The organism is Streptomyces sp. NPDC002888, assembly GCF_042888465.1.
GTDB lineage: Bacteria > Actinomycetota > Actinomycetes > Streptomycetales > Streptomycetaceae > Streptomyces.
In genome coordinates this window covers 52,475-66,698 of the sequence record NZ_JBIAPU010000002.1, presented here as the reverse complement: position 1 = coordinate 66,698, position 14,224 = coordinate 52,475, and the positions used below count along the sequence as shown (strand labels likewise).

Below are 14,224 nucleotides of genomic sequence, written 5' to 3'. Positions count from 1 at the left end.
AGAAAACGGCCCCCAACCGTGCAGGTCGGGGGCCGAGAGGTGTCAGCCGGCCGAAGGCGACGGTGAAGGTGACGCCGAGGGCGACGCCGGACCACCCGGCGGCGGTCCGCCCTGGCCGTCCTGCGTCGCCTCCGGGTCGACGCCCACCGTGAGCGACGCGTGGACGCCCTTCGCGATGTGCCGCTTGTCGTACTTCAGCTTCAGCAGCCCGCCCTGCGTGCCGCTCTGGTCGTAGATCGTGTCCTCGGTGAGCGTGGTGCGCTCGGCGGTGTTGGACACGTACGGCTCCACCTCGGCGGAGGCGAGGACGGACTCCTCGTCGAAGAAGAACTGGCCGGTGTGGCAGGTGTGGCCGCCCTCGTACCCGGCGTCGGTCCACTTGCCGTCGACGTGCACCTTGGTGTGGATGTGCACGCAGCGGCCCCGGTACCAGCCCGGGAAGACCGTCCGGAACGTCACCCGGCCGTCCCGGTCCGTCCGCCATGTGCCGCGCAGATAGCGGGTGTCGTCGGTCGGCTCCTGGTGCCCGCCGCCGGGAGGGGGCCCCGAGGGCTCGCCGGTCGGGGGCTCACCCGTGGGAGCGGGGCCGCCCCCGCCCCCTCCGTTGCCCTGGTCCTCGTAGCCGGAGTAGACGCCCACCGCGTCGCAGTGCCAGATGTCGACGGCCGCGTTGCGGATCGGCCTGCACGTCTCGGAGTCGATCACCTTGAGGCTGAGGAGGACGGGAATTCCCTCGCGGTCCTCGGTGACGTTCTGACGGATCTTGTCGGCGTCGATGTAGTACGGGCCCTCCACCGTCTCCGAGGTCAGCCGGTAGCAGAGTTCGGCATCGTCCCCGGTGGTTCTCGCGGTGTCCTCGGCGAAGGCGTTCGCGGCGAACGCGCTGCCGCCCAGGCCCACCACGGCGAGCGCGCCCGCGCCCACCGCGACGACCTTGCGGCGCGTCAATTCACTGGATTCCGTGGCGGCCTGGGGCTCTTGATGCTGTTCATTCGCTGTCATGGTCCCGGAAGCTAGGTAAGAAGCCTGTCAACGACCTGAGAAAACAGCGCCTTTTCCCCGCGCACGCGAAAGGGACCTGAAACCGACGTCGATTTCAGGTCCCTTTCCAGGTCAGCGCCTCTAAAGGCTTGCCTTACTTCGGCTGCGGCTTGCGCACCGAGAGGTGCAGCTCACGCAGGCGCGCCTCGTCCAGCTCCGTCGGCGCGCCCATCATCAGGTCCTGGGCGTTGCCGTTGAGCGGGAAGGCGATGGTCTCGCGGATGTTGGGCTCGTCGGCCAGCAGCATGACGATGCGGTCGACGCCGGGCGCGATGCCACCGTGCGGCGGGGCGCCGAAGCGGAACGCGCGGAGCATGCCGGCGAACTCGCGCTCGACGGTCTCCTCGTCATAGCCCGCGATGCCGAACGCCTTCAGCATGATGTCCGGCTCGTGGTTCCGGATCGCGCCGGAGGACAGCTCGACGCCGTTGCAGACGATGTCGTACTGCCAGGCGAGGATGTCCAGCGGGTCCTGGGTCTCCAGCGCCTCCATGCCGCCCTGGGGCATGGAGAAGGGGTTGTGCGAGAAGTCGATCCGGCCGGTCTCCTCGTCCTTCTCGAACATCGGGAAGTCGACGATCCAGCAGAAGCGGAAGACGTTCTCCTCGAAGTGCCCGGCACGCTTGGCGGCCTCGACCCGCACCGCGCCCATGATCTTCGTGACCTCGTCGAACTCGCCCGCGCCGAAGAAGACGGCGTGACCGGCCTCCAGGCCGAGGCGCTCGGTGAGGACCTTGACGTTCTCCTCGGTGAGGAACTTGGCGATCGGGCCGGAGAGCGAGCCGTCCTCGGCGACGCGGACCCAGGCCAGGCCCTTGGCGCCCTGCGAGACGGCGTAGTCACCCAGCTGGTCGAAGAACTTGCGGGGCTGGTCCTTCACCGCCGGGACGGGCAGCGCGCGTACGTGCTTGCCGGCGAAGGCCTTGAACTCCGAGCCCTCGAAGACGTCGGTGATGTCGACGAGCTCCAGCTGGGCGCGCAGGTCCGGCTTGTCGGAGCCGTACTTCAGCATCGCCTCGCGGAACGGGATCCGCGGGAAGGGGGAGGTGACGTGACGGCCGTTGCCGAACTCCTCGAACAGCTCGGTCATGAGCTGCTCGATGGGCTGGAAGACGTCCTCCTGCTCCACGAAGCTCATCTCGACGTCGAGCTGGTAGAACTCGCCCGGCGAACGGTCGGCGCGCGCGTCCTCGTCGCGGAAACAGGGCGCGATCTGGAAGTAGCGGTCGAAGCCGGAGATCATCAGCAGCTGCTTGAACTGCTGCGGAGCCTGCGGCAGGGCGTAGAACCTGCCCGCGTGCAGACGCGAGGGAACGACGAAGTCGCGGGCGCCCTCGGGGGAGGTCGCGGTCAGGATCGGCGTCGCCATCTCGTTGAAGCCGAGGGCGACCATCTTGTGGCGGATCGCCGAGATGACCGCCGTGCGCAGCATGATGTTGCGGTGCATGCGCTCGCGGCGCAGGTCCAGGAAGCGGTACTCCAGGCGCCGCTCCTCGTTGACCCCGTCCTCGGTGTTGATGGTGAAGGGCAGCGGCTGGGCGGCGCCGAGCAGCTCGACCTCGCCGACCTCGACCTCGACCTCACCGGTCGGCAGGTCCGGGTTGATGTTCTCCGTGCCGCGCGAGACGACCTTGCCGTCGACGCGGACCGTCGACTCCTTGGTGAGCTTGTCGAGGGCCTCGTACGCCGGCGTGCCGGGGCGGGCGACGAGCTGCGTGATGCCGTAGTGGTCGCGCAGATCGATGAAGAGGATGCCGCCCAGGTCGCGCCGATTGTGCAGCCAGCCACTCAGCCGGACGTCGCTGCCGACGTCAGAGGCGCGGAGCTCGCCGCAGGTGTGGGACCTGTACCGATGCATCGTCGTTCATCCAGTCTTCGCGGATCGGGGTCTGTTTCAGCCGGTGTTTCACGTGAAACACCCCCAGCGTACCGGGCACCCCATGATCGCCTCCCCACCATTGTTTCGTGGACGATCAGGCGATCAGTGGCACTTCTCGATCGGCTGTTCTTAAAGTAGGGCAATGCGCACTGGCGAGCCTCTGCCCGCCGTGGGGGATGTTCTCGCCGCCCTCGCGACCGGCCTGTGGCACTGGAACACCGCCACCGAGCTGGTCACCGTGGACGCGGAGGCAGCGCGGCTGCTCGGGCTGCCCGCCGAGCAGACCACCCTCACCCAGGCCCAGGCCCGGGCCCGCCTCCACCCTGTCGACTGGAACGAGATCACCGGCGTGGTGCAGCTCGCCGTCGCCGAGAACACCCTCGCCGAGGTGCGCATACGGGTCATGGACGACCAGGGCCGGATCATCCGGGTCGTCCGCAGCCGCTCCAAGCCGTCCTTCGACCGGGTGAAGAAGGAGTACGAGCTGATCGGCACCCTCCAGGAGGTCACCGAGCCCTCGCCGGGCACCCCGGCGGGCCGTAGCGCGGTCACCGGCGACTGGCGGCGCTCCCGGGAGGCGTTCCTGCTGGACGCGGGACGGGCGCTGGCGGAGGCGCGGTCCACGGAGGAGGTGCTGCGGGTCGCGGCGGGGCTGTCGATGCCCGGGTTCTCACCGGACGGGCTCGCCGTGTTCGGGATTACGGGCGATCGCCTGACGATCATCGGCCACCACGGGCAGGAGCCGGGCGACGAGGGCCCCTTCACCCATATGTCGCTGGAGACCGACTATCCGGCGGCGGAGGTGGCACGCACGGGCCGGGCGGTGTACCTGTCCTCCCCGGAGAAGTACAAGGAGCGCTATCCGCTCACCTGGCCGCTGGCCCAGCAGTTCGGCCGCCAGTCCTGGGCGTTCCTGCCGCTGATCGTGGCGGGCCGCACGATGGGCGCCTGGATGGCGGCCTTCGCCTACCCGGTGGCGTTCACGCCCGACGAGCGCTCGGTGCTCACCACCGTGGCCCGCATGCTCGCCCAGGCCCTGTCCCGGGCGGGTGCGGCCGAGACCCAGCGGGAGCTGACAGACGGGCTGCAGCGCTCGATGCTGCCCCAGCTCGGCCCCGAGATACCGGGCATGACCCTCGCCGCCCGCTACATCCCCACCGGCGGCGGCCTCCAGGTCGGCGGCGACTGGTACGACATGATCCCGCTGCCCAGAGGTCGGTTCGCCCTGGTCATCGGGGATGTGCAGGGGCACGACGTACGGGCGGCGGGCCTGATGGGACAGCTGCGGATAGCGCTGCGGGCGTACGCCGCCGAGGGCCACCGGCCGGACGCGGTCCTCTCCCGCGCCTCCCGCTTCTTCTACGGCATCACGCACTCCGACGACGACCTGGCGGGCCTGCGCTTCGCGACCTGCCTGTACATCGAGGTCGACCCGGTGACCGGGGTCCTGGAGACCGCCCGCGCCGGCCATCTGGATCCGGCGATACGGATGGCGGACGGCACGGTGATCGTCCGCCCCACGGCCGGCGGCCTGCCCCTGGGCATCGATCCGGACTCCGACTACCCGACCACGCGGCTCGGCCTGGAGCCCGGCGAGTCCATGATGATCTGCACGGACGGCCTGCTGGAGACCGGCGGCCATGATCTCGACACCGGCTGGCAGCGCATCCGCAAGACCCTGGAGGCCCACGAGGGCGACCTGGAGGGGCTCGCCGACGCCCTGGTCCAGGCCGTGCACGGGCCGTCCTCGCACCACACCACCGGCCCGCTGGCCGACCGCCGCGAGGACGACATCGCCTTACTGCTGCTGTGCAGGCAGGGTGAGGGCTGCGGCTGCGGGGACACCGTCACCGTACGGCCGAGCGTGCGCCGCACGGTGCTGACGGTCGCGCAGGACGAGCCCGAGCGGATCGCCGAGGGCCGCCAGCAGCTGCGCGAGCTGCTGCACGACTGGTCCTGCGAGGACCAGGTCGACTCGGCGGTGCTCCTCGTCTCCGAGACGCTGACCAACGTCCTCGTGCACACCGACGCCGACGCCCTCCTGGTCGCCGAGGTGACCGGGGCACCGGGCGGGCGCCGGATGCGGATCGAGGTCGCGGACACCAGCGACGATCTTCCGCACAAGCGCAGGCCCGGAGAACTCGCCTCGTCGGGCCGCGGCCTGATGCTGATCGAGCTGCTCGCGGACGCGTGGGGGGTGGCTCCGCAGGGCGAGGGCAAGAGCATCTGGTTCGAGCTCCACGAGCCCCGGGCGGACACGCGGTAGGACACACAGGGGCCGCTACGACTCCCCGGCGGGCGCCGGGGGCGTGCCGTGGCGTGCCCGTAGTTCGAGTACGACCCCGAAGGCGGCCGCGGTCAGCGGTACCGCGAGCAGCATGCCGAGGATGCCGGCCACGGACGCTCCGGCGGTGATCGTGACCATCACCACCGCCGGATGCATCTGTACGGTCCGGCTCTGGATCGCCGGCTGGAGCACGTGGCCCTCCAGCACCTGCACGGCGAGCACCACGCCGAGCGCCCACAGCGCGATGACGAACCCGCGGTCGGCGAGCGCGACCAGCACGGCCAGGGCTCCGGAGAGGAAGGCGCCGAGGTAGGGGATGTAGGCGCCGACGAAGACGAGGGCGCCGAGGCCCGCGGCACCGGGGACGCGCAGGACGAGGAGTCCGACGGTGATGCACAGGGCGTCGATGAGCGCGATGAGGGTGGTCCCGCGCATGAACCCCTCGACGGCCCGGAACGCCCGCCGCGCCATCGCCTCCAGGGTGTCGCCGGCCGGACCGGGGACGACGGACCGCAGGGTGCCGACGGCGCGGTCGGAGTCGCGCAGGAAGAAGAAGACGAGCAGCAGCGCGAGGACGGCCATGGCGATGCTCTCGCCGACGACGCTGACCCCGCTGATCACACCGGAGGCGGCGGTCCCGCCGAACTTGGTGAGCAGTTCCCGGGCGTTGGAGGCGAGGTCGTCGAGCGAGGTTCCGGCGGCCCCGAAGTGGTCGGCGACCCCCCGCGCCGCGTCCTTGAGCGAGGCGACGATCTCGTCCCCGGTGTCGATGAGCGCGGCGACGACGATGTACACGGCCCCGCCGACCACGGCGACGACGGCCACGCAGGTCACCCCGGCGGCGAGGGACCGGTTGACCCCCGCCTTCACCAGCCTGCGGTGGAAGGGCCGCAGCAGCGCGGTCCCGAGCAGCGCGAGCAGCACCGGCACGACCGCCGTCCGCACCTGCGCGCAGAGCCTGATCCCGACGTAGACGACCCCGGAGACGAGCAGGATCGTGGCGCACCAGGCGGCGAGACGGCGGACGGGGCCGGGGAGCAGCGGGCGGGACTCCTGCACGCCTCCAGGGGAGCACGGGGAGGGCGGGCTGTCCTTCACTGGCGGGCCGGTCGGGTGACGGATCGTCAATTATCCCACTACACCACTCTTTCGAGTGACCCCTGTGTGAGTGAGGGCTGTCGTCGCCTCCCGAACTGCACGATGTGTGCCCTGGCCGTGTCCCTACGGCAGGCAAGGAGCGACATGGGCAAGTCCGCATCCCGGAAGGACGGGGCCGAGGAGGCCTCGTTCACACCGCAGATGATGCGCGAGTACAGCGCGGGTATGGCGGAGTCGGCGAGGATCCAGGCACAGGGGGAGGCTGAAGCGATGACCATCCGGGCGCAGGGCGAGGCCGACGCCCGGCGCACCCGGGCCGTCGCGGACGCCGAGGTCACACGGGTGATGCAGGAAGCGCACGGAAGCTCTCCCACGTCCAGCCTCTCCGTGGGCGGCCGGGGCTTCAGGTTCGCCTTCAAGGGCACCACCGTCACGTTCGTGGCGGCCGCCCTGCTGGCCGTGGGCGGTGTGGTGACCTATCAGATGCTGACGCAGTCGAACGGCACACCCGGTGCCGACCGGACAGCCGGCCGGACCGGAGCCCCCACCGCACCGACGGCCTCCGGCACACCCTCCCCGTCGGGCGTCCTCGGCGCTCCCGCGTCCGGCGCCGCCACGGCCGACGTCACGGGAGCGGCCACGGGAGCAGCCGCGGTCCGGGAGGAACGCAAGGTGGTCCTGCGGTCCGGCACGAACCTGGACGTGGACTTCACCAACGGCCAGCCCGACATCTCCTTCTACCTGACGTCCAACGCCGACGGCTACACCATCGCGGGGGACCAGGGCGACCTCGCCACAGTCAACGGGGAACCGACCGCCGAGAGCTGTTCCGCGGCCACCGAATTCGGTTTCACCATCAAGGCGAAGACCATCCGCAGGGGGCTCACCTCATGCGTACTCACCGATGAGAACCGCGTCGCGGCGATCCGGGTCCTCGGATGGCAGAAGGACGACGAGTACGGCCTGTCCTCCGTCACGCTGGACGTGACCACGTGGGAGAAGACGGAGGAAGCCGCCTGACCCGCGGCCGCGCGGCGCGGGTCAGGCGGATCAATCCGCTGTCAGCCCAGCGGGCCTTCCTCGGACATCCCGTGGACGGCCGGGATCGTCCCCAGACGGCCCTTCTGGAAGTCGTCGAAGGCCTGCTGGAGTTCCTCGCGGGTGTTCATCACGAACGGCCCGTAGTGCGCCATGGGTTCACGGATGGGCTGTCCGCCGAGGAGGACGATCTCCAGGTCGGGCGTGTGGGAGTCCTGCTTCTCGTCCGCGCGGACGGTCAGCGAGGAGCCGGCGCCGAAGACGGCGGTCTGCCCCATCTGCACGGGCCGCCGCTGCGGACCGGCCGTGCCGCGACCGGCCAGGACGTAGGCGAGGCCGCTGAAGTCCTCGCGCCACGGCAGGGTGATCTCCGCGCCCGGCGCGAGCGTCGCGTGGATCATCGTGATCGGGGTGTGGGTGATACCGGGGCCCTGGTGGCCGTCCAGCTCACCGGCGATGACGCGCATCAGCGCGCCGCCGTCGGGGGAGGCGAGCAGCTGGACCTGGCCGCCGCGGATGTCCTGGTAGCGCGGGGCCATCATCTTGTCCCTGGCCGGGAGGTTCACCCACAGCTGCAGGCCGTGGAAGAGGCCGCCGGACATGACGAGGGACTCCGGCGGCGCCTCGATGTGGAGGAGGCCCGAGCCGGCCGTCATCCACTGGGTGTCGCCGTTGGTGATGGTGCCGCCGCCGCCCTGGCTGTCCTGGTGGTCGAAGATCCCGTCGATGATGTAGGTGACGGTCTCGAAGCCGCGGTGCGGGTGCCAAGGGGTGCCCTTCGGCTCCCCGGGCGCGTACTCCACCTCGCCCATCTGGTCCATCATGATGAACGGGTCGAGGTGGCGGTAGTTGATCCCGGCGAACGCACGGCGCACCGGGAAGCCCTCGCCCTCGAAACCGCTGGGCGCGGTCGTGACAGTGAGCACGGGACGTGCCACGGCGTCGGCGGGCGCGGTTACGCGCGGCAGCGTCAGCGGGTTCTCGACGGTCACTGCAGGCATGTCGGTACCTCCTTGTGCGGCCAGTTTAGTTGAGCATTGAACTTTCTGCTACCCCCAACAGAGAAAGCCCGGAGGGCATTCCCTCCGGGCCTACGGGGTGTGGGGCGCGTCAGCCGCCTGCGAAGCAAGGGCGTCTAGCCATACATCCGGCGCATCGCGAACTCGACCATCTGCTCGACCGCCTTCGCGTCGAACACCATCCGGTGCTCACCCTCCATGTCGAGGACGAAGCCGTACCCCGTCGGCAGCAGGTCGATCACCTCCGATCCGGTGATCACGAAGTACTTGGACTCCTTGCCCGCGTACCGGCGCAGCTCCTTGAGGGAGGTGAACATCGGGATGACCGGCTGCTGGGTGTTGTGCAGGGCGAGGAAGCCCGGGTTGTCGCCGCGCGGGCAGTAGACCTTCGACGTCGCGAAGACCTGCTGGAAGTCCTCGGCCGACAGCTGCCCGGTCGTGAAGGCCCGCACCGCGTCCGCGAGCGAGGGCGGGGACGGCTCGGGGTAGAGCGGCGGCTGCTGGCCGTACCCTCCGACGCCGCCGGACATGGGCTGCTGCGGCGGGGCGTAGCCCTGCTGTGCACCGACGTTCTGGTCGTAGCCGTACATGAGCGCAAGAGTACCGAGAGGACCCGTCGGGCGGGACTGCTCGGTGACCCTCGCGGTGCCGGCGCGAACCGGCCGAGCGCGTAACGCGTCACAGATCACGGTTCGGGGTTGCTTCTTATTACCGGCGGGTAGCATCATCGGAGCCACTTGATTGGAACGTGAACATGTGCGGGGAGTCAGTGCCTCGCCGATCTCTCTACGGAGCCGTCGCCATGGGGCACTACAAGTCGAATCTCCGCGACATCGAGTTCAACCTCTTCGAGGTGCTCGGGCGCGACAAGCTGTACGGCACGGGCCCGTTCGAGGAGATGGACGCCGATACCGCGAAGAGCATCCTCGAGGAGCTCACCCGGCTCTCGGAGAACGAGCTGGCCGAGTCCTTCACTGAGGCCGACCGCAACCCGCCGGTCTTCGACCCGGAGACCAACACCGCGCCGGTCCCCGCCTCCTTCAAGAAGAGCTACCAGGCCTACATGGACGCCGAGTACTGGCGCCTGGGCCTGCCCGAGGAGATCGGCGGCACCACCGCTCCCCCGTCCCTGCTCTGGGCGAACGCGGAGCTGGTCCTCGGCGCGAACCCGGCCGCTTTCATGTACTCCTCCGGCCCGGCGTTCGCCGGCGTCCTCTTCGAAGAGGGCAACGACGTCCAGAAGAAGATCGCCGGGATCGCCGTCGAGAAGCAGTGGGGCTCCACCATGGTGCTCACCGAGCCGGACGCCGGCTCGGACGTGGGCGCCGGCCGCGCCAAGGCGGTCCAGCAGGAGGACGGCTCCTGGCACATCGAGGGCGTGAAGCGGTTCATCACCTCCGGTGAGCACGACATGTCGGAGAACATCCTCCACTACGTGCTGGCCCGCCCCGAGGGCGCAGGACCCGGCACCAAGGGCCTGTCCCTCTTCCTCGTCCCGAAGTACCTCTTCGACTTCGAGACCGGCGAGCTCGGCGAGCGCAACGGCGCCTACGCCACCAACGTCGAGCACAAGATGGGCCTGAAGGCCTCCAACACCTGCGAGATGACCTTCGGCGACCGCCACCCCGCCAAGGGCTGGCTGATCGGCGACAAGCACGACGGCATCCGCCAGATGTTCCGCATCATCGAGTTCGCCCGCATGATGGTCGGCACGAAGGCGATCTCGACCCTGTCGACCGGCTACCTCAACGCGCTGGAGTACGCCAAGGAGCGCGTCCAGGGTCCGGACCTGGCCAACTTCATGGACAAGGCCGCGCCCAAGGTCACCATCACGCACCACCCCGACGTCCGCCGCTCGCTGATGACGCAGAAGGCGTACGCCGAGGGCATGCGCGCCCTGGTCCTCTACACGGCGTCGGTGCAGGACGCGATCGCCGTCAAGGAGGCCGCCGGCGAGGACACCTCCACCGAGCACGCGCTGAACGACCTGCTCCTGCCCATCGTCAAGGGCTACGGCTCCGAGAAGGGCTACGAGCAGCTCGCCCAGTCGCTCCAGACCTTCGGCGGCTCCGGCTTCCTGCAGGAGTACCCGATCGAGCAGTACATCCGCGACGCCAAGATCGACACCCTGTACGAGGGCACCACCGCGATCCAGGGCCAGGACTACTTCTTCCGGAAGATCGTCCGCAACCAGGGCGCCGCGCTGAACTCCCTGGCCGAGGACATCAAGAAGTTCCTGGCGCTCGGCACCGGCGACGAGGAGCTGGCGGGCGCCCGCGAGCACCTCGCGAAGGCGGCCGTCGAGCTGGAGGCGATCGTCGGCCTGATGCTGACCGACCTCGCGGCCACCGAGCAGGACGTCAAGAACATCTACAAGGTCGGGCTCAACACCTCCCGCCTGCTGCTCGCCTCCGGTGACGTGGTCGTCGGCTACCTGCTGCTCAAGGGCGCGGCGGTCGCCGCCGAGAAGCTTCCGACGGCTTCGGCCAAGGACAAGTCGTTCTACACCGGCAAGATCGCGGCGGCGAAGTTCTTCGCGGCCAACGTCCTGCCCGGCGTGACCCTGGCCCGCAAGGTGGCCGAGGGCGTCGACCTGGACCTCATGGAGCTCGACGAGGCCGCGTTCTAGGCTTCGGCTCCTCCCTCCACACTGTCCTTACGAGGGCCCGCTTCCAGTGATGGGGAGCGGGCCCTCGTACGTCGTTAAGGTGAACCCATGAGCGCACCCTCCCGCTTCGACCGCGGCCACACCGACGATCTCATGACCTTCCTGGCGGCGAGCCCGTCGCCGTACCACGCCGTGGCGAACGCCGCAGAACGGCTGGAGAAGGCCGGATTCAGGCAGGTCGCCGAGACGGACGCCTGGGACGCGGAGACATCAGCGGGTACGACCACGGCAAGCGGCGGCAAGTACGTGCTGCGCGGGGGCGCGATCATCGCGTGGTACGTCCCTGAGGGCGCCGCCCCGCACACGCCGTTCCGCATCACCGGCGCACACACCGACTCCCCCAACCTGCGGGTCAAGCCGCTGCCGGACAGCGGGGCGCACGGCTGGCGCCAGGTGGCGGTGGAGATCTACGGCGGACCGCTGCTGAACTCGTGGCTCGACCGCGACCTGGGCCTGGCCGGGCGACTCACGCTGCGCGACGGCTCGACCCGCCTGGTCAACGTGGACCGGCCGCTGCTGCGCGTGCCCCAGCTCGCCGTGCACCTCGACCGGGCGGTGAACACCGATGGCCTCAAGCTCGACAAGCAGCGCCACCTCCAGCCGGTCTGGGGCATGGGCGAGGTGCGCGACGGCGACCTGATCGCCTTCCTGGAGGAGACCACCGGGATCCCGGCGGGCGAGGTGACCGGCTGGGACCTGATGACGCACTCCGTGGAGCCGCCCGCCTACCTGGGCCGCGACAAGGAGCTGCTCGCCGGACCGCGCATGGACAACCTGCTCTCGGTGCACGCGGCCGTCGCCGCGCTGACCTCCGTCGCCACCAGCGGTGCGGCCCTGACGCACATCCCCGTCCTCGCCGCCTTCGACCACGAGGAGAACGGCTCCCAGTCGGACACCGGCGCGGACGGACCGCTGCTCGGCAGCGTGCTGGAACGTTCGGTCTTCGCGCGCGGCGGGTCGTACGAGGACCGGGCACGCGCCTTCGCGGGCACCGTCTGTCTGTCCTCGGACACGGGCCACGCGGTCCACCCCAACTACGCCGAGCGGCACGACCCCACGCACCACCCGCGGGTCAACGGCGGGCCGATCCTGAAGGTGAACGTCAACAACCGCTACGCCACGGACGGTTCGGGCCGCGCGGTCTTCGCGGACGCCTGCGAGCGGGCCGGGGTCCCCTTCCAGTCCTTCGTCTCGAACAACTCCATGCCCTGCGGCACGACCATCGGCCCGATCACCGCGGCCCGGCACGGCATCAAGACGGTCGACATCGGCGTGGCGATCCTGTCGATGCACAGTGCGCGTGAACTGTGCGGCGCCGATGACCCGTTCCTGCTCGCGAACGCGCTGACGGCGTTTCTGGAGGCGTGACGGACCCGCCGTCGCATGGGAGTTCGCCTCGGGGGTACCCGCAGTGACGGACCGGAACGACCGGACCGGACAGGGAGGCGACACTCATGGGCCTCGGCGGGTGCATCATCCTCATCGCCGTGGGAGCCATCCTCACGTTCGCGACCGACTGGGACATGGAGGGGGTCAACCTCGACCTGGTCGGCGTCATCTTCATGATCGTCGGCTTGATCGGCGTGACGACGTTCAGCAGCATCGCCCGGCGCAGGCGCGTCGTGATGCCGCCGTCGGCGCCTGTCATCGACGAGGAGGGGCACCACCATCATCGGCGGGACGGATACAGCGACGGATATGGCGTCTGAGAACACACGCGATAACTAACTCAGTAATCTACTGAGTTATGGACTTCACCGTTATCGCCCATGCCGTCGAAGTCGACGACGGCATCAAGCGGCTCTCCATGCGCTTCATCAAGAAGTACGCCGCGCCGGAACGCTCCCGGCTCAGCGCCGAGCTGTGCGAGCAGATCTCGAAGGCGTTCGACGATCTGGGGCTCATCACTCTGCCCCGGCGGCTGCCGACGTCGGAGAACGAATTCGTGTTCGTGATCGAGAAGTCCAGCCCACTCGGCCAGACCGTGGAAGTCGCGTCCAACCTGGCGACGCTCGACCGGCTGGGGCAGAACCCCGCGCCGTGGCTCTTCGAGAACTTCCCGGAGGCGCGAGCACAGTTGACACGATGACGGTGATTTCTCACGCCGGATTCGATCTCGACCAGGCTCGACCGAGTCAGGTCCGAACAATTTCCATACAAGTGCGATCGGACGATAAGAATCCGGCATTCGGGCGCATCGGCAGCCGTTAACGTCGTCACCGCGTGAAGCGAGGCGATTCGAGCGACGCGCGAGCACCGCCGTTGCAGCGGAGGCTCCATCACATCTGTTTGCTGTGCCATGGAGTTGAGCCATGAACGCCACCGCGAGTCCGTCTCCGTCATCCACGCCCGCCGCCGGCGGCGGGCGTGACCATGTTTCACCTTGCTTTGCGAACGCCAATCTCAACCCTCGCAGCGTCCATGTCGGCGTCCTCTCGGGAGGCCGCGACATGTCCGTCGCCGGATTGCTGCGGATCAGCGCCGAGGCGCTGGAGTCGAAGGCAGTCGTCGCCGCCTGGGCGGAGTTCCGCGAGGAGTTGCACGCGGACCCGGCACTGAACATCAGGCGCGGCGACATGCTTCGCGCCCGCAAACTCGCTGCGGGGCAGGGCAGGCCGCGTGTCGCGTCGGTCAGACGCGGCCCCAACAAGGCCGAGCAGTGGGCCTACCGGCAGGTCCTGCGGCGGGGCCTCGGCGTGATCGCCGGGCTGCCCGGCACGACCGTCGGCACCGCAGTGGGCCGTGGCATGAGCGTCACGGACACGGCCTCGTCCCTCCTGGCGCGGCTGTCGTCCCGACGCACGGCGGACGGCACACCCGCGCCGGCGATCATCCGGACGAACACGCCCACGTCCTCGTGGTACGAGCTGACCCCCGCCCCGACGCCCGCGGCGCCGTCCCTCGTCGAGGGGCTGCCGTACGCGTCGGCCGAGCTGGAGGGCCTTCTGGAGGCCGCGGAATTCGTCGCGTACTGCGCCTACCAGCACCACGCCCGGCGGCACAACCGCCGTTTCCTGTGGGAGTGGTTCCCGGAACTGCTGCCCGGCGCCGAAGGCCCCATGGAGCTCTGAGCGGGCTCACCTCCCCTCCTGGACCACCCCGTTCACCCCTACGCGCCTGCGCTCATCCCTGCCTCACCCCTGCTCCATCCCTGCTTCGTCGCTACGCACCCCTTGCCATCCCTGGCTCTCCCC

Annotated in this window: 12 protein-coding genes; 7 read left to right on the top strand and 5 right to left on the bottom strand. The window is 69.5% G+C overall.

What is annotated here, in order from left to right:
• Positions 1 to 42: 42 nt before the first annotated feature.
• Both ACFYWX_RS03255 and aspS read right to left on the bottom strand, forming a co-directional pair.
• Complete coding sequence (locus ACFYWX_RS03255; RefSeq protein ID WP_389422233.1) at positions 43 to 1,002, bottom strand: intradiol ring-cleavage dioxygenase; 960 nt, start codon at positions 1,000 to 1,002, stop codon at positions 43 to 45.
• 133 nt (positions 1,003 to 1,135) lie between these two features.
• A complete protein-coding gene (aspS, locus tag ACFYWX_RS03250; RefSeq protein WP_389422232.1) occupies positions 1,136 to 2,899 on the bottom strand; it encodes an aspartate--tRNA ligase in 1,764 nt (587 codons plus the stop codon).
• A 163-nt stretch (positions 2,900 to 3,062) separates the two neighbouring features.
• Here aspS and ACFYWX_RS03245 point away from each other — a divergent pair, with 163 nt between their 5' ends.
• Positions 3,063 to 5,186: a SpoIIE family protein phosphatase gene (locus ACFYWX_RS03245; RefSeq protein ID WP_389422231.1), complete on the top strand. Its 2,124-nt coding sequence runs from the start codon at positions 3,063 to 3,065 to the stop codon at positions 5,184 to 5,186.
• A gap of 15 nt (positions 5,187 to 5,201) precedes the next feature.
• On the opposite strand, the gene ACFYWX_RS03240 is transcribed toward ACFYWX_RS03245, so the two are convergent.
• Entirely contained in the window at positions 5,202 to 6,266 is a 1,065-nt protein-coding gene (locus ACFYWX_RS03240) for an AI-2E family transporter (RefSeq protein ID WP_389422230.1), read from the bottom strand.
• Between the two features lie 183 nt (positions 6,267 to 6,449).
• Here ACFYWX_RS03240 and ACFYWX_RS03235 point away from each other — a divergent pair, with 183 nt between their 5' ends.
• Positions 6,450 to 7,325 carry a hypothetical protein gene (locus ACFYWX_RS03235; RefSeq protein ID WP_389422229.1) on the top strand — a complete coding sequence of 292 codons (876 nt, stop codon included), beginning with the start codon at positions 6,450 to 6,452 and terminating at the stop codon, positions 7,323 to 7,325.
• 41 nt (positions 7,326 to 7,366) lie between these two features.
• Here ACFYWX_RS03235 and ACFYWX_RS03230 read toward each other — a convergent pair whose 3' ends face one another.
• Together ACFYWX_RS03230 and ACFYWX_RS03225 are read right to left on the bottom strand one after the other, a co-directional pair.
• Positions 7,367 to 8,344, bottom strand: coding sequence for a pirin family protein (locus ACFYWX_RS03230; protein ID WP_389422228.1), 978 nt, complete (start codon positions 8,342 to 8,344; stop codon positions 7,367 to 7,369).
• Between the two features lie 134 nt (positions 8,345 to 8,478).
• Positions 8,479 to 8,952 (bottom strand): SseB family protein, encoded by a 474-nt coding sequence (locus ACFYWX_RS03225; protein WP_389422227.1) that lies wholly within the window; start codon positions 8,950 to 8,952, stop codon positions 8,479 to 8,481.
• 212 nt (positions 8,953 to 9,164) lie between these two features.
• On the opposite strand from ACFYWX_RS03225, the gene ACFYWX_RS03220 reads away from it, so the two are divergent.
• From ACFYWX_RS03220 to ACFYWX_RS03200, 5 genes are all read left to right on the top strand, one after another.
• Positions 9,165 to 10,991: an acyl-CoA dehydrogenase gene (locus ACFYWX_RS03220; protein ID WP_389422226.1), complete on the top strand. Its 1,827-nt coding sequence runs from the start codon at positions 9,165 to 9,167 to the stop codon at positions 10,989 to 10,991.
• An 87-nt stretch (positions 10,992 to 11,078) separates the two neighbouring features.
• Positions 11,079 to 12,398 (top strand): M18 family aminopeptidase, encoded by a 1,320-nt coding sequence (locus ACFYWX_RS03215; protein WP_389422225.1) that lies wholly within the window; start codon positions 11,079 to 11,081, stop codon positions 12,396 to 12,398.
• Positions 12,399 to 12,484: 86 nt separating this feature from the next.
• On the top strand, positions 12,485 to 12,739 hold the full coding sequence (locus ACFYWX_RS03210) for a DUF6458 family protein (RefSeq protein WP_389422224.1): 255 nt from the start codon (positions 12,485 to 12,487) through the stop codon (positions 12,737 to 12,739).
• Positions 12,740 to 12,777: 38 nt separating this feature from the next.
• A complete protein-coding gene (locus tag ACFYWX_RS03205) occupies positions 12,778 to 13,119 on the top strand; it encodes a hypothetical protein (RefSeq protein ID WP_389422223.1) in 342 nt (113 codons plus the stop codon).
• Positions 13,120 to 13,480: 361 nt separating this feature from the next.
• Positions 13,481 to 14,101 carry a hypothetical protein gene (locus tag ACFYWX_RS03200; RefSeq protein ID WP_389422222.1) on the top strand — a complete coding sequence of 207 codons (621 nt, stop codon included), beginning with the start codon at positions 13,481 to 13,483 and terminating at the stop codon, positions 14,099 to 14,101.
• Positions 14,102 to 14,224 lie beyond the last annotated feature (123 nt).